This window comes from Duganella sp. Root1480D1 (genome assembly GCF_001427305.1).
In the GTDB taxonomy this organism is placed as follows: domain Bacteria; phylum Pseudomonadota; class Gammaproteobacteria; order Burkholderiales; family Burkholderiaceae_D; genus Rugamonas.
The window spans coordinates 176077-196008 of sequence record NZ_LMFZ01000012.1; the positions used below are offsets into that span (position 1 = coordinate 176077).

Genomic DNA, 19932 nt, shown 5'->3' on the forward strand with positions numbered 1-19932 from the left:
GAGTTCTCCTTAGTGCGAGTGGCGCGGCACGGCGGAGCCGCGGCAGCCGACGAGGAAGTCGAAGTCGCAGCCTTCGTCGGCCTGCAACACGTGGTCGATGTACAGTTGCTGGTAGCCGGACTTCGGCGGCTCCTGCTGCGCAGCGCGCTCGGCGAGGCGTGCCTTCATTTCCTCGTCGCTGATTTCGAGTTGCAGCTTGTTGTTGGCGCAATCGAGTTCGATCCAGTCGCCATCTTTCACGGCGCCCAGCGGGCCGCCAGCCATCGCTTCCGGCGCCACGTGCAGCACCACGGTGCCGTAAGCGGTGCCGCTCATGCGCGCGTCGGAAATGCGCACCATGTCCTTGATGCCCTTGGCCAGCAGTTTTGGCGGCAGCCCCATATTGCCCACCTCCGCCATGCCCGGATAACCTTTCGGGCCGCAGTTCTTCATCACCAGGATCGAGTTCTCGTCGACGTCCAGGTCCGGATCGATGATGCGTTCCTTGTAGTGGTCGAAGTTCTCGAACACCACGGCCTTGCCGCGGTGCTGCATCAGGTGCGACGATGCGGCGGAAGGTTTCAGCACCGCGCCGCGCGGTGCCAGGTTGCCGCGCAGGATGCAGATGCCGCCATCGGCGATCAACGGGTTGTCGATCTGGCGGATCACTTCATCGTTGTAAATCGGCGCTTCGGAGCAGTTCTCGCCGATGGTCTTGCCGTTGACGGTCAGCGCTTGTGGATGCGGCAGCAGGTTCGCTTCGCCCATGCGGCGGATCACGCCCGGCAGGCCGCCGGCGTAGTAGAACTCTTCCATCAGGTAGCGGCCGGAAGGCAGCAGGTCGACGATGGTCGGCATGCCTTTGCCGACCTTGGTCCAGTCTTCCAGCTCCAGCGGCACGCCGATACGGCCCGCGATGGCTTTCAGGTGGATCACGGCGTTGGTCGAACCGCCGATAGCGGCGTTGACGCGGATCGCGTTCTCGAAGTTTTCGCGCTTGAGGATCTTGGACAGGCGCAGGTCTTCCCACACCATTTCCACGATGCGGATGCCCGACATATGCGCCAGCACATAGCGGCGCGCGTCGACCGCAGGGATCGCTGCGTTGTGTGGCAGCGAGGTACCCAGGGATTCGGCCATGCAGGCCATGGTGGAAGCGGTGCCCATGGTGTTGCAGGTGCCTGCGGAACGGGACATGCCCGCTTCGGCCGACATGAACTGGTGCATGGTGATCTCGCCGGCCTTGACCTGTTCGTGCAGCTGCCACACGGCGGTGCCGGAGCCGATATCCTTGCCGTTCAGCTTACCGTTCAACATCGGGCCGCCGGTAACGACGATGGTCGGCAAATCGACCGATGCAGCGCCCATCAGCAGCGCCGGGGTGGTCTTGTCGCAGCCAACCAGCAGGACCACGGCGTCCATCGGATTGCCGCGAATCGATTCTTCCACGTCCATGCTGGCCAGGTTACGGGTCAGCATGGCGGTTGGGCGCAGGTTGGATTCGCCGTTGGAGAACACCGGGAATTCAACCGGGTAACCGCCCGCTTCCAGGATGCCCTTCTTGACGTGCTCCGCGAGCTGGCGGAAGTGGGCGTTGCACGGGGTCAGCTCGGACCAGGTATTGCAGATGCCGATGATTGGCTTGCCGCGGAATTCGTGGTCAGGGATGCCCTGGTTCTTCATCCAGCTTCGGTACATGAAGCCGTTTTTGTCCTGCGTCCCGAACCATTCGGCCGAGCGCAGTTTTATCGTTTTCTTTGTCTCTGACATGGATTCCTCCGCTTATCGATGGAGGAAATGTTACGGCTGGGAGCAATATATTTCTAATGACTTATTTGTCGATACCAATATCGAAATCAGTATCGAGAAAAACGGAAGGCCAGCGTGTTCCGGTACACCTCTCCAGGGCGCAGGATCACGCTGGGAAAATGCGGTTTATTCGGCGCGTCGGGGAAGTGCTGCGGCTCCAGGCAAAAGCCGCTACGGTGTGGAAAGCCCAGTGAACCATCGAGGAAATTCCCGCTATAGAACTGGATGCCCGGCTGGTGAGTGAGCACTTCCAACTGGCGCCCGGAGCGCGCTTCGCGCACCCGCACGGCGCGTCGCATGCCGACGCCCGGCGTGAGGGCAAAATTATGGTCGTAGACCGCTTCGCCGATGGCGCGCGGCTCACGGAAATCGAACGCGGTTCCCGCCACCGGAGCCAGTTCGCCGGTTGGTATCAGACCCTCGTCGACCGGCGTGTAATGCGGCGCATCGATCCACATTTCGTGATCGTTGACAGTGCCGCCGCCGGCCAGGTTGAAATAGGCGTGGTGGGTCAGGTTGACGGGTGTGGCGCGATCGGTGGTGGCGCGCAAGTCCACGGTCAGCGCACCGTCGTCGCCCAGCGTGTAGGTCGCCTGCACGTCCAGGTTGCCCGGGTAGCCCTGCTCCCCGTCCGGGCTGCGGTAGCGCAGTACCAGCGCCTCGCCTTCCACGGTTGCTTCCCAAACGACCTTGTCGAAGCCTTGTTCGCCGCCGTGCAAGTGGTTGGCGCCATCGTTGACGGACAGTTGGTGCTCGACGCCGTCCAGCGTGAAGCGGCCCCGCGCGATGCGGTTGCCGCAGCGCCCGATCAAGGCGCCGAAATAGGGCGAGCGGCCGAAATACTCGGCCGCCGTATCGAAGCCCAGCGTGACATTGCCCAACCGGCCGTCGCGGTCCGGTGCCAGGATGTGGGTGACAATCCCGCCGTAATTGGTGATCCTGACCTCCATGCCTTGGACATTGGTCAGGGTGTACAAGGACAGCGGCGAGCCGTCCGGTGCGTGGCCGAATGGCGCGCTCTGGATCATGGTGTGCTTACTCGATAACAGATGGTCGTCCGAAGACGGGCATGCCCTGCGCATCCCAGCGCAGCGGCTTGACGAAAGTATGGCGGTCCGGATTCCACAGCGGGTCGCCGACGATTTCGGTGTACGTGCGGGCATGGTACACCAGCAGCACGTTTCCGTCCGCGTCCACGGTGAAGCTGTTATGTCCCGGGCCGTAGATGCCGTGTTCAAAGCAGGTTTGCAGCACCGGCTCCTTCGATTTGGTCCACGCGGCCGGATCCAGCAGGTCGGCATCGGCGTCCGCCCACAGCAGGCCCATGGCGTAATTTTCGTCGGTGGCGCTGGCGGAATAGCTGATGAACACCTTGCCGTTGCGCTGCAGGACTGACGGGCCTTCGTTGACCCAGAAACCACGGATCTCCCAGTCGAATTCCGGCTTGGTCAGCATCACAGGCTTGCCCTTGAGCTGCCATGGGGTTTCCATCTCTGCGATGTACAGGTTGGAATTGCCCTCGATCTCATTATCCTTCTGCGCCCACAGGTAATACAGCTTGCCCTTGTGGGTGAAGGTGGTCGCGTCCAGGCAAAAGGTATCGATGCCGGAATCGACCTGGCCCATGAACTCCCACTCGCCTTCCAGCGGATTGGCGTTCTTGTTGCGGATGGCGTACATGCGGTGCTGGAACAGCTTGTATTTGATTTCGCGGCTGGGTGCAGCAGCGAAGTAGACGTACCAGGCACCCTGGTTGTAATGCAACTCCGGCGCCCAGATCAACTCACTGCAGGCACCGGTGTCCGGCTTATGCCACACGTCCACCGTCTGCGCATCGCGCAGCCCTTCGATGGTGGCGGCGCGGCGCAGCTCGATGCGGTCGTATTGCGGCACCGAGGCGGTGAAATAGTAATAGCCGTCGCTGTGGCGAACGATATAGGGATCGGCGCGCTGCTCGATCAGGGGAGACAATTTTTGCATATTCAAGCGCTTACATAGCCATGGGACTTCATGCGCTCTTTCACGGTGCCGTAGTATTCGTCGCTGATGCGATAGGCGAACATCAACAGCCCCATAAGCAGGTGGAAGAAGCCCGGAATCACCGACAGCATCAGGGCGATGCCATTCAGTGCGAATTCGGTTTGCGCCTGGTTGGGCACATAATTGAAATAGGTCAGCAGGATGCCCACCAGGCCGCCGGCGATCGCCATGCCCGCCTTCTGGCACACCGAGATACCGCCGAAAGCAAAGCCTGACACGCGCTTGCCGGTCTTGACCTGGCCGTAGTCGATCGTCTCGCCGATGGCGGACCAGAAAACCGGGGCATGCAGGTCAACGATGAACGAGAGCGCGAAGAACAGCACGAAGGCCAGCATCACGTCGCCCGGCCTGACGCACAGGTAGATCGCCAGGCTGATGCCGGCCACGATCAACTGCGTCCAGCGGAACAGCTTGACCTTGCAATAGACCTTGGTGATCCAGGTCGAAGCGACCATCGACAGGATGGCCGCCACCACGCCGGTGGACAGGAAAGCCGACACCTGCGCCGTGTTAAGGCCCAGGTAATATTTTGCGTAGTAGATCGCCACCGAACCGCGCACCACATAGCCGATGGTGCCGGTCACGCAAACGCCGCACAGTATCAGCCACTGGTCATTCTTCATCAGCACGCGCAACTGCTCGGCCAGCGACTGGCGCAGCACCACATGGTGCACGCGCTCGGTGGTGGTGAAGAAACAGAACAGGAACAGCACCACGCCCAGTACCGCCATCACCGCCATCGCCATCTGGTAGCCGTGGGCGGCATTGCCCTCGCCCCAGCGCTCCGACAGCAGCGGCACCACGATGGTCACCAGGAAGGCGCCGATCTTGGCGAAGAACAGGCGGTAGCCATTGGCCGACAGGCTTTCCTTCGGGTCGCTGGTCAGCGCGCTTGGCAGGGAGATATAAGGAATGCCGACACCCGCCGTCATCACAGTCATGATGATGTAGGTGGAATAGGCCCATACCAGCTTGGCGTCATAGCCCCAGTCCGGCGTGGAGAACACGAAAAGGATGCTCACGCCATACGGGACCGCGAGCCAAAGCAGGTAGGGACGATAGCGGCCGAAGCGGCTGGTGAAGCGGTCGGTGATCTGGCCCATGGTCAGGTCAGCCACTGCGCCAACCACCTTGACCAGCACGAACAACAGAGCCAGGTCTTGCGTGCGCAAGCCATAGATATCGGTGTAGAAGAACGTAATGATCAACATCATGGAGGAAATCACGACATTGAGTGCAGCATCACCCGCCCCGAAGCCCGCTTTTTCGAGCACCGACATCTTTTGCGTTTGCATCATAAAATTAGTCTCTTCCAGTCCTGCATCAGGCCAACGGGGGCGATGGCTCCAACTATAGTTTTTATAAGTTACGAGTCCTGAAATTATCTTAGGTAAATCACCGAGAACAAACTAATCATTTTTTTCAATAATTCGATATCGAAAATGGTATCGCACTCGGTTGATCTGGGTCATGGAAAGAGGTGCCGCAGATGCGGGATGATGGCTGGCAGTTATCCATCCTGCCACGTCCGACATGAACCTGACACTCCTGGCGGCCCTTGCCGCTTCCACCCTCGGTACCTCGGGGGCCTTTGACCAGCAGGGCCGCTTGTGGGTGGCCCAGTCCGGCGACAATGGCATCGTGCTGCAATCGAGTGCCGACGAAGGGCGCAGCTGGACACCGTGGCGCCAGGTCCTGCCGAAGCCGGAAACAGTGGAAGCGAACGGCGAAGCGCGCCCGAAAATCGCCTTCGGCCCGCAAGGCCAGCTCTATCTGAGCTACACCCAAGCGTTGGGCAAACACCACACTGGCAATATCCGCTTCATCCGCTCGCTGGACGGTGGGCAGACTTTTTCGTCCCCTTACACCGTGCAAAGCGACCGCGCGCCGATCGGCCACCGCTTCGACGACATCCAGGTTGACCCGCAGGGGCGTATTTTCCTCACCTGGCTGGACCAGCGCGACAAGGACACCGCCCAGGCAGCCCAGCGTCCCTATCGCGGCATCGCCATTTATTACGCCGTTTCCACCGACGGCGGGGCCAGTTTCGGCGCAGACGCCAAGCTGGCCGACCACACCTGCGAATGCTGCCGCATCGCCACTGCGCTGGCGCCGGATGGACGCGTCGCCGCCATGTGGCGCCACATTTTCGAACCGAACATCCGCGACCATGCCGTGGCCTGGCTGCCCGCCAACGGCCGCCCCGCCGCACCGGTGCAAGCCACGGAAGACGGCTGGAAGATCGACGCCTGTCCGCACCACGGCCCGTCGCTGGCGTTTGACGGCAAGGGCCAACGCCACCAGGCCTGGTTCAGCGCCGCCGGCGAGGAAGGCGGCGTCTTCTATTCCGGCAATGGCCAGTTGATGCGGCTGGGCGGCCCCCAGGCGGAGCACGCGGAAGTGGCCGCCGCTGGCCAGCGGGTCGCTGTCGCCTGGAAGGAATTCGATGGCAAGGCCACCGCCATCCACGCCCAGGTATCGCCCGATGGCGGCGCAAGCTGGAGCAAGCACACCGTCGCAACCACGCAGGGCAGCTCCGACCATCCGCACATCGTGCGGCGCAACACCGAACTGTGGCTGCTGTGGCGCACCGCAGATGAAGGCATCGTTGTACGCAAACTCGAGGACTGAAACATGAATACGACCCACACCACCGCGCCCACCGGCGCCAGCAACTGGCCAGCCCGGTTTGCCCGTCCCGCCCTGGCTGCAGCAACCCTCGCAGTAGCCATAGTCGCCGCCTCACTTGCCGCCTCACCCATGGCCATCGCGGCCGGCAATGTCCTGAAGGCTTTCGAGCCGCAAAGCGTCGAACAGATCGCCGCCAGCCACAAAGGCAAACCGTTCGTCGTCCTGGTCTGGTCCATGGATTGCGAATTCTGCCAGCACAGCCTGGACGTGCTGTCGAAAGCCCGTTCCGCCAATCCCGGCTTCGACATCGTCACCATCACCACCGACCCGCTGTCCGATGCCGCCCTGTCGCAAATGGTCAAGAAGCGCCTGTCCGGGATCGACCTGCTGGCCGACGCCTGGAGCTTCGGCGAGCTGGCACCGGAACGCCTGCGTTACGCCATCGATCCACGCTGGCGCGGCGAAAAACCGCGCAGCTATTGGTACGACGCCCAGGGCCAGCGCATCGCCTACTCCGGCGTCATCACGCCAAGCCTGATCGAGAAGATGCGCTGATCGCGAAAACTTGATCGAGTTCATGGTTTGACAACTGCCCAGTCGCTACGATGGGCACATGTTCTCGCACCGCACCACTCGCCGCTTCGTAACACTGCTGTTGCTGCTGTATGTAGCACTGCAAAGCTACGCAGCCGCAGCGCAGGTGGCGATGCCGAAGATGGATCACGCAGCATGCGCCGATCATCACGAAGGCCACAAACAACATGGGATGGCGGACTGCTTCACCCAGTGCACGCTGTGCGGCGCCCTGGTAATGGCGCCCGGCTACAGCAAGCCCTCCGCTCCCGCACCGCATGACCTCACAGGTCCTCGGATCGCCATCATCGCGGCGCAGTACGATGGCGAATCCCATCTGCCGCACCAGGCGCGGGGACCGCCGTCCGCAGTGTGACACCTGCTCTTATTCCAAATGCGCCGCCGCCCCCGGCGGCGCACGAATCGTCACACCGGAGAATAAAAATGAAACCGCAGCTACGCAAGCACCTGCTTGCAATGTCTGTTGCCGCCGCCCTTCCCTGCTACGCGCAAACCTCCCTCCCCAGCGTCATCATCACCGGCACCAATCCCGACGTCATGCAAGTAGACGTCAGCAAGAAAGGCTTCCCCAGCGATACCGCAAACCTGCTGCAATCCGTGGCCGGCGTCAGCATGGTCAGCGGCGGCGGCGTGTCCGGCCTGCCATCGATCCGAGGCCTGGCGGACGACCGCCTGCGCATCCAGGTAGACGGCATGGACCTGGTCTCGGCCTGCGCCAACCATATGAATCCCGCGCTGTCGTACATCGCACCATCGCAAGTTGAATCGATCCAGGTCCTGCCCGGCATTACGCCCGTCAGCGTTGGCGGCGACAGCATTGGCGGCACCATCCGCGTGCGCTCGGCCGACCCGAAATTCGCGGAGGCCGGCGCGCTACTGCGTGAAGGACAAGCCACCTTCGTCTACCGCAGCAACGGCAACGTGCGCGACGCCAGCCTGGCCGCGACCGCGGCCAGCGAAACTTTCTCCGCCAGCTATCGCGGCGCCGCGATCAAGGCGCAAAATTACGAAGAAGGCGGCGGCCAGGAAATCGGCTCCTCCGCCTATGAATCCCGCAACCATTCGCTGACGCTGGCCATGCGCTCGGAAGCGCGCCTGCTGCAACTCAAGCTCGGCCTGCAGCGCATGCCCTACCAGGGCTTCCCCAACCAGCGCATGGACCTGACCCGCAACGACAGCGAGCAAATTAACCTGCGCTACCTCGAACGCTTCGGCTGGGGCACGCTGGAAGGCCGCGCCTACCACGAGCACACCCGCCATGCGATGAACTTCGGACCGGACAAGCAATTCTGGTATGGCGCAAAGAAGAACATCCCCGGCATGCCGATGGATACCGAAGGCAAGAACACCGGCGTTTCGCTCAAGGCCACCATCGCGCTGTCGCAGCCCGACACGCTGCGCGTCGGCGCCGACTACCGCCGCTATCGGCTGGACGACTGGTGGGATCCTTCCGGCGGCGGCATGGCGCCGGACACCTTCTGGAATATCCGCGACGGCCAGCGCGATCGCCTCGGCGCCTTTGCGGAATGGGACCGCCGCTGGAATCCGGCCTGGTTCACCCAGTTCGGCGTGCGCGGTGAAGTGCTTACCAGCGATACCGGCACCGTACAAGGCTATAACGCCGGCTACAACAAGGATGCATCCGCCTTCAACGCCCTTGACCGCAAGCGCAACGACCATAACCTGGACCTAACGGCCCAGGCACGCTACGTGCCGTCGCAGGACATGACCGTCAAGTTCGGCTATGCCCGCAAAACCCGCTCGCCGAACCTGTATGAACGCTACACCTGGTCCACCGGCGGGATGGCGATGGCCATGGTGAACATCGCCGGCGACGGCAACGGCTATGTCGGCGATCCGTCGCTGCGGCCGGAAGTGGCGCACATGGCCACCGGCAGCATCGAATGGCACGATCCGGCGCAGGAAAAATGGTCGCTCGCCATTTCGCCTTACTACACCAGGGTCAGCGACTACATCGACGCACGCTGCCTCACTACCTGCAAAGCGGGCGCCTTCGTCAACCTGCGCTTCGCCAACGTCGACGCCCGCCTGTATGGCACTGAAGTGTCGGCGCATGCGGCCCTGGCCTCGGGCAGCTACGGCACGCTGTCGGGCGATATGCTGGTCAACTACGTGCGCGGGGAAAACCGCAGCACTGGCGACAAGCTGTACAACATGATGCCGCTGAACACCCGCCTGGCACTGAACCACCGCCGCGGCGCGTGGAGCAATGTGCTCGAACTGCAGGCTGTCACCTCGAAGGATCGCGTCTCGACGCTGCACAACGAACTGCGCACCGCCGGCTATGCGCTTGCCACCCTGCGTACCAGCTACGCCTGGAACAAGGTACAGCTCGACTTCGGCGTGGCAAACCTGTTCGACCGCCGCTATGACCTGCCTTTGGGCGGGGCCTACGTCGGCCAGGGCATGACCATGGCGCTGAACGGCGTTCCCTATGGGATCGGGGTGCGCGGCACGGGGCGTTCGGTGTATGCCGGCCTGACCTTCAGGCTGTGAAAAAACGGTATATCAAACCGATATAGGAGCCGCGAAATAAGCCATTGGTAAGCTATTGCTGTCGACCGTAGGATTGTGCTGCCGGATACCGTCCAACACACAAAACTACGAGACAAGCACCGATGACGACACCGCGATTCCCCGCCCTGCTGGCCCTGGCCGGCGCGCTGGCGGCAGCCTTCCCCCTGGCCGCCAGCGCAACTCCCGCAAGCAAATATGCCGAATGGGAGCAACCGGAAGTGGTTCAAGTGAACCGCGAGCCGATGAAGACCACCTTCTTCAACTTCGAGCGGCGCGACCTGGCGCTGAAGGGCGACAAGGCGGCTTCGCAGTATTTCCTCTCGCTGGACGGCACCTGGGCCTTCGCCTACTCCCGCAATCCGGAGTCGCGGCCGGTCGATTTCTACAAGCCGGGCTTTGACGTCAGCCGCTGGAAAACCATCCAGGTGCCGGGCATGATGCAGGCGCAGGGCTACGGCCAGCCCCTGTTCAACAACAGCGACTACCCGTTCCCGCCCAACCAGCCTTACATCCTGCACAGCATGAACGAGGTGGGATCGTATCGCCGCAACTTCGACCTGCCGGCCAACTGGGATGGGCGCGATGTCTTCCTGCATATCGGCGCGGCTGGCGCGGCTTACTACATCTGGGTCAATGGGCAACGGGTCGGCTACTCGGAAGACTCCAAGCTGCCGTCCGAATTCAAGCTGACGCGCTTCCTGCGCCCGGGCAGCAATGTCATCGCCATTGAACTGTACCGCTTCGCCGATGGTTCCTACCTCGAAGACCAGGACTTCTGGCGCGTCTCCGGCATTGAACGCAGCGTCTACCTGTATGCCGAGCAAAAAGCCCACCTGCGCGACTACGTCGTGCGCGCCACGCTGGACAAGTCCACTTACCGCAACGGCGAATTCACGCTGCAGCCCGAATTTGCAGGTGCCGCACAAGGCAAGGTGACGGCCACCCTGCTGGATGGCGACAAGACCGTGCTTTCCCTGGAAAGTGCCGTCAACGGCGGCAAAGCTGCGACGCCCCTGCGCGGCACCGTGCCAGGCGTGCGGCAGTGGTCGGCGGAGGCGCCGAACCTGTATCGCCTGCTGCTCGAATTCCACGACGCGAAGGGCGCCCTGGTTTCCTCCACCTCGCGCAAGATCGGTTTCCGCACCGTGGAGGTGAAAGACGGTGAAGTGCGCGTCAACGGCAGGCGCATAATGATCAAGGGCGTCAACCGCCATGAGCACGATCCGCACACCTTCCACGTGATGTCGGAGGAATCGATGCGCAAGGATATGGAGCTGATGAAGCAGGCCAATATCAATGCCGTTCGCACTTCGCACTATCCGAACGATCCGCGCTGGTATGAGCTGGCGGACGAATACGGGCTGTATGTGATGGACGAAGCGAATATCGAGTCGCACGAATACATGGGCATGGGTGATCGCGTGCGCAACATCCCGGGCGAGCGCGAGAAGATCCAGCTTGGCTACCAGCCGCATTGGGCTGTCGCCCACCTGGACCGCGTCAGCCGCATGGTGCAGCGCGACCGCAATCACCCGAGCGTGATCCTGTGGTCACTGGGAAACGAGGCCGGCACCGGCCCGAATTTCGAACGTGCGGCCAAATGGGTGCGCGAACAGGACCCTGACCGGCTGCTCAGCTACCTTGGCCATGGCACCATCGGCGAAGAACATTTGCCGAACGATTATGTCGACATCTATGCGCCGATGTACGACCCGATCGAAAAGATGATCGATTACGCGCAGGATCCGCGCTACAAGCAGCCAATGATCCAGTGCGAATATGCGCATGCGATGGGCAATAGCGTCGGCAACCTGGAGGATTACTGGCAGGCGATCCGCTCGCATCGCAAGCTGCAGGGCGGTTTTATCTGGGACTGGGTCGACCAGGCCATGCTGCTGAAGGATAAGCAGGGGCGCGACTATTGGGCGCAGGGCGAGGATTACGGCCCGAATCCGCGCAAGGACATGTCGGAGGTAGGCGATGGCCTGATCCAGGCCGATCGCACGCCGGATCCCGAGTACTACGAGGTGCAGAAGGTCTATTCACCGGTGGTGTTCGAGGGCGATCCGGCAGCGGGACGGCTGCGGGTGGTCAATCGCTATGACTTCGCTGACCTGTCCGGATTTAACTTTGACTGGTCGATTGCGCGCGACGGCACAGAGGTTGCAAGCGGCTCGCTGGCTGGCATCAACGCGGCCGCCCAATCATCGGCAGATGTGGCGCTGGTCCTGCCGAAGCTGGAACGCGATCCACGTTATGAATATGTGCTGACTGTGCGCGCCAAAGCGCGCGACGGCGCCATCCGCGGCGTCCCGGCGGGCATGGTGCTTGGCTTCAGCCAGTTCGTTCTCCAGTCGCCATTCGCCGCCGGCTCGGCGGACCGCGGCACTTCCGCGCAGGGCGCGTCGAACTCCGGCGGCTGGATTGCGCCGGTGCGTGCCGCAGGCGCCGTTGAGCTGCGCGCGGGCAGTGCTGTGCTGTCGGTCGACACAGCCGATGGCAAGCTGGCCTACTCGATTGGCGGCAAGAGCCTGCTGACGGGCGGCATGCCGAACTTCTGGCGCGCGCTGACCGAAAACGACCTCGGCACAGGCCTGAACAAAACCCACGCCATCTGGAAGCAATTCAGCGAAGAACGCAATGTCCGCGCCTTCGACACCCTGCAAGACGGGGTGCACGTGCAATACATCTTCGGCGCCGGCTCCGCGCGCTGGGATGCCACCTACCGCATGGATGCCAAAGGGGCCGTGCAGGTCACGGCCACCTTCGCCCCGCTGCGCAGCGACCTGCCGGACCCGCTCCGCATCGGCATGCGCTTCAACAGCAACCCGTCGCTCGACACCATCGAATGGTACGGCCGCGGTCCGCAGGAGTCCTACAGCGACCGCATCACCGGCGCGCCGCTTGGCCGCTACAGCGGCAAACTGGCCGACCAGTACCACAACTACATCCGTCCTCAGGAAAGCGGCAACAAGACCGGCGTGCGCTGGCTGGCGCTGAAAGGCGCCGGCACCGGCCTGCAACTGCGCGGCACGCAGCCGCTGTCGGTCAACGCCCTGGCCTTCCCCTACGAAGACCTGTATCCACGCCCACGCGGCACCTGGCACAGCTCCGACATCCGGCCCCATGGCGACGGTTCGCTGATGGTCGACGCCGTGCAGACCGGCGTAGGCGGCGACACCGGCTGGAGCCAGGTCGGCCGCCCGCATGCGCAATACCGCATCAAGCTGGAGCCCACCACCTACCAGTTCACCATCGCACCGCAAGGAGCCGCGCAATGACCAACCAATCCCGCCGCCGCGTACTCGCAGGTGCCGCTGCGGCTACCGCTGCCACGGCTGGCGCAGCCCTGCTGCCGATCTCCGCCACCGTGCACGCCGCCGCCAGCGCACGCTTCAGCATTGGCAAGGACGACTTCCTTCTCGACGGAAAACCGCTGCAGATCCGCTGCGGCGAAATGCATTTCGCCCGGGTGCCGCGCGAATACTGGCAGCACCGCCTGAAAGCCATCAAGGCGATGGGCCTGAACACCGTCTGCGCCTACCTGTTCTGGAACTACCACGAATGGCGAGAAGGCCGCTACGACTGGGACGGCCAGCGCGACGCCGCCGAATTCTGCCGCCTCGCGCAGCAGGAAGGCCTGTGGGTCATCCTGCGTCCCGGCCCTTACGCCTGCGCCGAATGGGAAATGGGCGGCCTGCCCTGGTGGCTGCTGAAGAAAAGCAGCAGCGACACTTTCCTGCGCACCCGCGACGACGCCTTCATGAAACCTGCCCGCCGCTGGCTGGCGGAAGTCGGCCGGGTACTCGCTTCGCAGCAGGTCACGCACGGCGGCCCGATCCTGATGGTACAGGTCGAAAACGAATACGGCTTCTTCAGCGACGACCTGGAATACATGCGCACCATGCGCCAGGCGCTGCTCGATGCGCAGTTCGACGTGCCGCTGTTCCAGTGCAACCCGACCAACGCTGTTTCACGCACCCATATCCCCGAGCTGTTCTCGGTAGCGAATTTCGGCAGCGATCCCGACGCCGGCTTCAAGGCACTGAAAGCCGTGCAGCAAGGACCGCTGATGTGCGGCGAATATTATTCCGGCTGGTTCGACACCTGGGGCAACCCTCACCGCCGCGGCGCCGCCACCAAGGCCGTGGCCGATATCCAGCAGATGCTGAAAGTGGGCGGCTCCTTCAGCCTGTACATGGCGCACGGCGGCACTACTTTCGGGCTGTGGGGTGGCTGCGACCGGCCGTTCCGGCCCGATACCAGCAGCTACGATTATGACGCCCCGATCGGCGAAACCGGTTGGACAGGCGAGAAATTCCAGGCCTACCGCAAAGGCATGGAACCCTTCCTGCCGCCCGGCGAAATCCTGCCGCCGCCACCGCCGCGCCAACCGGTGATGGCGCTTCCCGCCTTCACGCTGAAGGAGTCCGCTTCAGTTTTCGCCAGCCTGCCGCTGGAAGCGATACGCGACGTGGCGCCGCAACCGATCGAACACTACGACATCAGCCGCGGCCTGGTCTGCTACCGCGTTACCCTGCCCGCCGGCCCTGCCGGCAAGCTGTCCGCCGCCAAGGTGCGCGACCTGGCATGGGTGCACATGGACGGCAAGCTGCTTGGCACTTTCGACACCCGCCACCGCCGCTTCAGCATCGACCTGCCGGCACGCGACAAGCCGGCCACGCTGGAAATCCTGCTGTACACCATAGCCCGCGTCAATTTCGGCCCCGAGGTGCACGACCGCAAAGGCCTGCACGGCCCCGTGCAATTCCAGCCGCAAGGCGGCACGCCACGCGCGCTGGAAAACTGGGAAATCCGCGCCATCGATTTCGACGCCGATGGCGTATTGCCGCCATTGCAATGGAAACAGCAGCGCGCACGCGGCCCAGCCTTCTGGCGCGGCAGCTTCGACGCCAGACAAACTGCCGACACCTTCCTCGACATGTCGGCCTGGGGCCAGGGCGTAGTCTGGATCAACGGCCGATGCCTGGGCCGCTACTGGAGCATCGGCCCGACCCAGACCATGTACCTGCCCGGCCCGTGGCTGAAACGCGGCCGCAACGAGGTGGTGGTGCTGGACCTGACCGGCCCGCAGCGCGCCGAGCTGCGCGGCCTTGAAACCCCGATCCTCGACCGTCTGCAACCGGAACGCGACCTGCCCCGCCCGCCGAGCAAGGCCAGGCCCAAGTTGGAAGGCGTCGCCCCAGCATACAGCGGCCAGTTCCAGCCTGGCAGCGCCACCCAGGACGTGCGCTTCGCAGCCCCGGTCAGCGGACGCCAGTTCTGCCTTGAATCGCTGGACGCCTTCGACGGCAAGCAATATGCAGCCGTCGCTGAAATCTCGCTGCTGGACCCCAAAGGCCAGCCAATCAACCAATCCTCCTGGACCATCGCCTACGTGAGCAGCGAAGAGGGCCGGCGCGAAGACGGCCAGGCCCTGAACGCCATCAACGGCCAGGCCAGCGATTTCTGGCACACGGCCCTTGGAGGCAAGACAGCAGCCCCGAGCCACCCTCACCGGCTGGTGATCGACCTGGAAAAGAGCGTCGAAGTGGCCGGCATCCGCTATACGCCGCGCCAGGGAGACGACAAGGTGACGGGCCGCATCCGCCGTTTCAACGCCTACGTCGGCGCGCAACTGGTGGATGCAGGCGAGTAAAACAGCGTTATGCCCAATCGATATACATGGCGATAAATTTCTCATATTTCTGAACTAGCTCGCCAAGATAGACTTGCCTTACCACTTCACTAACGAACAAAAATGAAGATCACAAAACTGACCACCTACCGCATTCCACCGCGCTGGATGCTGCTCAAGATCGAAACCGACGAAGGAGTAGTCGGTTGGGGCGAACCGGTCATCGAAGGCAAGGCGCGCACGGTGGAAACCGCTGTCCACGAGTTCTCGCAATACCTGGTTGGCCAGGATCCGCGCCGCATCAACGACCTGTGGCAAGTCATGTACCGCGGCGGCTTTTACCGCGGCGGTGCCATCCTGATGAGCGCGATCGCCGGCATCGACCAGGCCCTGTGGGACATCAAGGGCAAGGCGCTCGGCGTTCCGGTGTACCAACTGCTGGGAGGCCTGGTACGCGACCGCATGAAAACCTATAGCTGGGTAGGCGGCGACCGCCCGGCCGACGTCATCGCCGGCATCAAGACCCTGCGCGAAGCAGGCTTCGATACCTTCAAGATGAACGGCACCGAGGAATTCGGCATCATCGAAAGCTCCGCTGCGGTGGACGCCGCCGTGGCCCGTATCGCGGAAATCCGCGAAGCCTTCGGCAGCCAGATCGAATTCGGCATCGACTTCCACGGCCGCGTCGCTGCGCCGATGGCCAAGGTGCTGCTGCGCGAGCTGGAACCTTACCGCCCCCTGTTCGTGGAAGAACCGGTACTGGCAGAGCAGGCCGAGTACTATCCGCGCCTGGCTGAAGCCACCTCGATCCCGCTGGCAGCCGGCGAACGCATGTTTTCGCGCTTCGAATTCAAGAACGTGTTCCAGGCCGGCGGCATCTCGATCGTGCAGCCCGACCTGTCGCATGCCGGCGGCATTTCCGAATGCCTGAAGATTGCCGGCATGGCCGAAGCCTACGACATCGCCCTGGCCCCGCATTGCCCGCTCGGCCCGGTGGCACTGGCAGCCTGCCTGCATGTCGACTTCGTTTCGTACAACGCCGTGCTGCAGGAACAAAGCATGGGCATCCACTACAACAAGGGCGGCGAACTGCTCGACTACGTGGTGAACAAGGAAGACTTCAAGATCGAAAACGGCTACATCAAGCCGCTGCCGAAGCCTGGCCTGGGCGTGGTGATCGATGAGCAGCGCGTGATTGAAGCCAGCCGCAATGCCCCCGACTGGAGCAATCCGCTGTGGCGCCACCCTGATGGCAGCGTAGCGGAATGGTAAGCGACGCCGCCACCACCAGCCTGCTCGGTCTTGACTGGGGCAGCACCAGCCTGCGCGCCTTCCTGCTCGGCCCTGGCGGCAAAGTGCTGGCGGAACGCAGCAACGCCAACGGCGCCTCCACCCTGTCCGGCGTCCCGGCTTTCGCAGCAGCGCTGGACGGCATAGCAGGCGACTGGCTGGCCGCGCATCCACGCTTGCCGGTACTGGCCTGCGGCATGGTGGGCAGCCAGCACGGCTGGCGCGACGTGCCTTACGCCGCCTGCCCCGCCAACGCTTCCGCCCTGGCCACCGGCATGCTGCCCAGCCCGGGCGCCGAAATCGCCATCGTGCCGGGCATGCTGTATGACGACGGCGCCCTGCCGCCCGACTTGATGCGCGGCGAAGAAACCCAGGTGGTTGGCGCCCTGCAAATGCAGCCTGCGCTGCGCGAAGCCTCCTGCATCGTCCTGCCCGGCACCCATTCCAAATGGGCGCAGGTGAATGATGGGCGCCTGATGCGCTTCGCGACCCATATGACCGGCGAACTGTTTGCTGTGCTGCGCACCCATTCGGTGCTGGGCCGCCTGATGGGCGATAGCGGAGCCTTCGCCGAACATGCCTTCGCCGCCGGCGTCGATGCTGCACGCGACTACGGCCACCTCGGCATGAGCCACCAGGTATTCGCAGCACGCACCCTCGGCGTCACCGGCCGCGCGCCTGCCAGCGACCTGGCCGATTACCTTTCCGGCCTGCTGGTCGGCCACGAACTGCGCGCAGGCCTGGCCTGGCGCGACGCCGCCGGCCTGGCCAAGGCGCCGCTGGCTTTGGTCGGCAGCGCTGTGCTGTGCCAGCGCTATTCGCTCGCCCTGCAACGCTTCCAGGCAGCGCCGCCGCTGCTGCTCGATAACACCGCGCCCGCCGGCCTGTACCACCTGGCACGCGCCGCCGGCATGCTCAAGGATTGAAATGAACGCTACCCCCTCCCCATTCGAATCCGCCTTCAAGGCGCTGCCACTGGTGGCTATCCTGCGCGGCGTCCAGCCGCACGAGGTGGAAGACATTGGCGCCGCCCTGTACGAAGCCGGCTTCCGCCTGATCGAAGTGCCGCTCAATTCACCCCAGCCGCTGGATTCCATTGCACGCCTGGCGCGCAGCCTTTCGGCCGATGCCGTGCTGGGCGCCGGCACAGTCCTCACTACCAGCGCGGTGCAGGACGTGCGCAATGCCGGCGGCGCACTGATCGTGATGCCGCATTCCGACACCGCCGTGATCCGCGCCGCCAAGGCCGCCGGCATGTACTGCGTGCCCGGTGCCGCCACGCCGACCGAAGCCTTTGCCGCAGCCCATGCCGGCGCCGATGCGCTCAAGCTGTTCCCGGCCGAACTGGTAACGCCAACCGTCATGCGCGCCATGCGCGCCGTGCTGCCGCCTGCCTTGCCGTTGCTGCCGGTCGGCGGCGTCACGCCTGGCAGCATGGCCACCTGGCGCGCCGCCGGCGCCACCGGCTTCGGTCTTGGTTCCGCGTTGTACCAGCCGGGCCTGGATGCTGCCGCGGTAGCCGAACGCGCACGCGCCTTCGTCACCGCCTGGAGGCAGGATGGAACCGCGCGTCCAGCCTGAAACCCTGCTCCCCTCCGCCCTCATAGGCTCCGTGCTCTGGCATGACGGCTGCTGGTGGTGGAGCGACGCCGCCACCCCGGCCCTGAAGGCCTGGCGCGGCAAGGGGCAGCCGGAGAACAGCCGCCTGCCCGAACACCTTGCGGCATTCGCCTTCTGCCGCAGCGGCAAGCTGCTGCTTGGCCTCGACAAATGGCTATACCTGGCCGAGCGCACCCCGCCCGGCGCCCTGAAATTGGCGCGCCGCCTGCCCCTGGCGGTTGCCGCCGTCGACCCGGCGGAAGCGCGCACCCGCATCAGCGACGGCTGCGCCGACCGCCACGGCAATTTCGTCCTCGGCACTGCCAACCTGAATCCCGACTCGCCGCCGATCGGCAGCTTCTACCAGTATTCGCAGCATTCCGGCTTGCGCCGCCTGGCGCTACCCACCGTCACTGCCGCGCACGGCATAGGCTTCAGCCCCAATGGCGGCACCCTGTATTTCGCCAGCAGCGACGGATACGAAATACTGGAAACTACTTACGACCCGGTTCGCGCCGAAGTGGGTAGAATCAGACGGTTCGCCAGCCTGGGCGATGCCCGCATTGGCGGCCTCACGCTCGATGCCGCTGGCAATGTCTGGATCGCCGTGCGCGAAGAGGGACGGCGCGGCCGCCTGGCGCAATTCACGTCTGGCGGCGCACTGCTGCGCGAGCTGCCGTTGTCGGCGACGCAACCATCGCGGCCTGCCTTCGGCGGGATGCATATGGAACAATTGGCTGCAGGCGCCCTCGATGGCGGCTTGCACACCATGGAGATAACCGGCGTGCAGGGATTGGCCCCGTCCCTGTTTGACGACGCCGCTGATTGACGCTGCGGGGGAGCGGCCCTATTATTGTCCGCATGTCAGATCCACGCTCGGACCGATTCGTAAGGTCCCACCTGAAAACGCGCCACCTGGTGCTATTGGTCGAATTGGGCCGGCACCGCTCGATCCTGCATGCAGCACAGGCGGCAAACCTCACCCAGCCCGCGGCATCGAAGCTTCTGGGCGAGATTGAACACGCGCTGAATGTGCAGTTGTTCGAGCGCTTGCCGCGCGGCGTGGTGCCGACGTGGTACGGCGAAGTGATGATACGGCGTGCCGGCACTGCCTTGGCGGAAATGGATGCGGCGCACCAGGAAGTGATGGAGCTGGTCTCCGGCCTTTCCGGCCGCGTCTCCATCGGCACCGTGCTGACGCCTTCCGCCGGCCTGGTCACTGACGCCGTCAAGCTACTGAAGAACCGGACTGCCAAGGTACAGGTGTCGATCACGGTCGACACCTCGAAAATCCTGGTCGATCGCATGCGCGCAGGCGAATTCGACCTGGTGATCGGGCGCCTGCTCGATTCCAACGTCGCCTCCGAATTTAATTTCGAGCCGCTCACCGACGAACCGCATAGCCTGATCGCTGCCGCCGACCATCCTTTCGTGGGACGCAAGGACCTGCAATTGGCAGACCTGGCGCGCGAGCCCTGGGTGCTGCCGCCGGCCGGCAGTATCCTGCGCGACCGCCTGACATCGATGTTCCTGTCGCAAGGCCTGGAGCCGCCGACCGAAGTCGTGGAGACGCTGGCCATGCCGGTGGTGGTCAACCTGCTGCCTGGCAGCCGCATGGTTGCGGCCATGCCGGAAGAAACCGTGCGCCCCTACCTGGACGCGGGCCTCTTGGCCGTGCTGCCCTGGGACCTGGGCCTGCGCATGGACATGTACGGCATTGTCACGCGCAAGCGCCACCGCCTGTCGCCGGGCGCGGAGGCCATGCTGGCGGCACTGCGCGACGCGGCGCAGGCGCGCTACCGGCGCTAGCCCCT

The 19932-nt window shown here is 63.8% G+C and carries 15 protein-coding genes; 11 read left to right on the plus strand and 4 right to left on the minus strand.

Features of this window, described 5'->3' with window-relative positions:
- Positions 1-9: 9 nt before the first annotated feature.
- The 4 genes from ASD58_RS13290 to ASD58_RS13305 all read right to left on the minus strand — a co-directional run bounded on the left by ASD58_RS13290 (position 10) and on the right by ASD58_RS13305 (position 5126).
- Positions 10-1749 carry an IlvD/Edd family dehydratase gene (locus ASD58_RS13290; protein ID WP_057261642.1) on the minus strand — a complete coding sequence of 580 codons (1740 nt, stop codon included), beginning with the start codon at positions 1747-1749 and terminating at the stop codon, positions 10-12.
- An 86-nt stretch (positions 1750-1835) separates the two neighbouring features.
- A complete protein-coding gene (locus tag ASD58_RS13295) occupies positions 1836-2816 on the minus strand; it encodes an aldose epimerase family protein (RefSeq protein ID WP_057261643.1) in 981 nt (326 codons plus the stop codon).
- A gap of 7 nt (positions 2817-2823) precedes the next feature.
- Entirely contained in the window at positions 2824-3768 is a 945-nt protein-coding gene (locus tag ASD58_RS13300; RefSeq protein ID WP_057261644.1) for a family 43 glycosylhydrolase, read from the minus strand.
- A 2-nt stretch (positions 3769-3770) separates the two neighbouring features.
- Positions 3771-5126: an MFS transporter gene (locus ASD58_RS13305; RefSeq protein WP_229209975.1), complete on the minus strand. Its 1356-nt coding sequence runs from the start codon at positions 5124-5126 to the stop codon at positions 3771-3773.
- Between the two features lie 235 nt (positions 5127-5361).
- Here ASD58_RS13305 and ASD58_RS13310 point away from each other — a divergent pair, with 235 nt between their 5' ends.
- From ASD58_RS13310 to ASD58_RS13360, 11 genes are all read left to right on the plus strand, one after another.
- Positions 5362-6459, plus strand: a complete 1098-nt coding sequence (locus ASD58_RS13310) for a sialidase family protein (RefSeq protein WP_057261645.1) — start codon at positions 5362-5364, stop codon at positions 6457-6459.
- A gap of 3 nt (positions 6460-6462) precedes the next feature.
- Positions 6463-7014 carry a hypothetical protein gene (locus ASD58_RS13315; RefSeq protein ID WP_156401271.1) on the plus strand — a complete coding sequence of 184 codons (552 nt, stop codon included), beginning with the start codon at positions 6463-6465 and terminating at the stop codon, positions 7012-7014.
- Between the two features lie 58 nt (positions 7015-7072).
- Complete coding sequence (locus ASD58_RS13320) at positions 7073-7408, plus strand: hypothetical protein (RefSeq protein ID WP_057261647.1); 336 nt, start codon at positions 7073-7075, stop codon at positions 7406-7408.
- Positions 7409-7476: 68 nt separating this feature from the next.
- Positions 7477-9570 carry a TonB-dependent siderophore receptor gene (locus tag ASD58_RS13325; RefSeq protein ID WP_082565395.1) on the plus strand — a complete coding sequence of 698 codons (2094 nt, stop codon included), beginning with the start codon at positions 7477-7479 and terminating at the stop codon, positions 9568-9570.
- Between the two features lie 122 nt (positions 9571-9692).
- Complete coding sequence (locus tag ASD58_RS13330) at positions 9693-12872, plus strand: glycoside hydrolase family 2 TIM barrel-domain containing protein (protein WP_057261648.1); 3180 nt, start codon at positions 9693-9695, stop codon at positions 12870-12872.
- On the plus strand, positions 12869-15250 hold the full coding sequence (locus ASD58_RS13335) for a beta-galactosidase (RefSeq protein WP_057261649.1): 2382 nt from the start codon (positions 12869-12871) through the stop codon (positions 15248-15250). Before ASD58_RS13330 ends, ASD58_RS13335 begins: the two co-directional genes overlap by 4 nt.
- A gap of 102 nt (positions 15251-15352) precedes the next feature.
- Positions 15353-16501, plus strand: a complete 1149-nt coding sequence (gene dgoD / locus ASD58_RS13340; protein WP_057261650.1) for a galactonate dehydratase — start codon at positions 15353-15355, stop codon at positions 16499-16501.
- Complete coding sequence (locus ASD58_RS13345; RefSeq protein WP_057261651.1) at positions 16495-17445, plus strand: 2-dehydro-3-deoxygalactonokinase; 951 nt, start codon at positions 16495-16497, stop codon at positions 17443-17445. The genes dgoD and ASD58_RS13345 overlap by 7 nt, the downstream gene beginning before the upstream one ends.
- 1 nt (position 17446) lies before the next feature.
- On the plus strand, positions 17447-18100 hold the full coding sequence (locus tag ASD58_RS13350) for a 2-dehydro-3-deoxy-6-phosphogalactonate aldolase (RefSeq protein WP_057261652.1): 654 nt from the start codon (positions 17447-17449) through the stop codon (positions 18098-18100).
- The gene (locus ASD58_RS13355) at positions 18078-18947 is read left to right on the plus strand and encodes an SMP-30/gluconolactonase/LRE family protein (protein ID WP_057261653.1); all 870 of its coding nucleotides are present in this window, start codon (positions 18078-18080) and stop codon (positions 18945-18947) included. Before ASD58_RS13350 ends, ASD58_RS13355 begins: the two co-directional genes overlap by 23 nt.
- A 32-nt stretch (positions 18948-18979) precedes the next feature.
- On the plus strand, positions 18980-19927 hold the full coding sequence (locus ASD58_RS13360) for a LysR substrate-binding domain-containing protein (protein ID WP_057261654.1): 948 nt from the start codon (positions 18980-18982) through the stop codon (positions 19925-19927).
- Positions 19928-19932 lie beyond the last annotated feature (5 nt).

What these genes read in the sequence shown, in the direction of transcription:
- ASD58_RS13295 (WP_057261643.1), bottom strand. Translation starts at nt 2,816, where the DNA reads ATGATCCAGAGCGCGCCATTCGGCCACGCACCGGACGGCTCGCCGCTG.
- ASD58_RS13315 (WP_156401271.1), top strand. Translation starts at nt 6,463, where the DNA reads ATGAATACGACCCACACCACCGCGCCCACCGGCGCCAGCAACTGGCCA.
- ASD58_RS13305 (WP_229209975.1), bottom strand. Translation starts at nt 5,126, where the DNA reads ATGATGCAAACGCAAAAGATGTCGGTGCTCGAAAAAGCGGGCTTCGGG.
- ASD58_RS13290 (WP_057261642.1), bottom strand. Translation starts at nt 1,749, where the DNA reads ATGTCAGAGACAAAGAAAACGATAAAACTGCGCTCGGCCGAATGGTTC.
- ASD58_RS13360 (WP_057261654.1), top strand. Translation starts at nt 18,980, where the DNA reads ATGTCAGATCCACGCTCGGACCGATTCGTAAGGTCCCACCTGAAAACG.
- ASD58_RS13345 (WP_057261651.1), top strand. Translation starts at nt 16,495, where the DNA reads ATGGTAAGCGACGCCGCCACCACCAGCCTGCTCGGTCTTGACTGGGGC.
- ASD58_RS13310 (WP_057261645.1), top strand. Translation starts at nt 5,362, where the DNA reads ATGAACCTGACACTCCTGGCGGCCCTTGCCGCTTCCACCCTCGGTACC.
- ASD58_RS13335 (WP_057261649.1), top strand. Translation starts at nt 12,869, where the DNA reads ATGACCAACCAATCCCGCCGCCGCGTACTCGCAGGTGCCGCTGCGGCT.
- ASD58_RS13330 (WP_057261648.1), top strand. Translation starts at nt 9,693, where the DNA reads ATGACGACACCGCGATTCCCCGCCCTGCTGGCCCTGGCCGGCGCGCTG.
- ASD58_RS13300 (WP_057261644.1), bottom strand. Translation starts at nt 3,768, where the DNA reads ATGCAAAAATTGTCTCCCCTGATCGAGCAGCGCGCCGATCCCTATATC.
- dgoD (WP_057261650.1), top strand. Translation starts at nt 15,353, where the DNA reads ATGAAGATCACAAAACTGACCACCTACCGCATTCCACCGCGCTGGATG.
- ASD58_RS13325 (WP_082565395.1), top strand. Translation starts at nt 7,477, where the DNA reads ATGAAACCGCAGCTACGCAAGCACCTGCTTGCAATGTCTGTTGCCGCC.
- ASD58_RS13320 (WP_057261647.1), top strand. Translation starts at nt 7,073, where the DNA reads ATGTTCTCGCACCGCACCACTCGCCGCTTCGTAACACTGCTGTTGCTG.
- ASD58_RS13350 (WP_057261652.1), top strand. Translation starts at nt 17,447, where the DNA reads ATGAACGCTACCCCCTCCCCATTCGAATCCGCCTTCAAGGCGCTGCCA.
- ASD58_RS13355 (WP_057261653.1), top strand. Translation starts at nt 18,078, where the DNA reads ATGGAACCGCGCGTCCAGCCTGAAACCCTGCTCCCCTCCGCCCTCATA.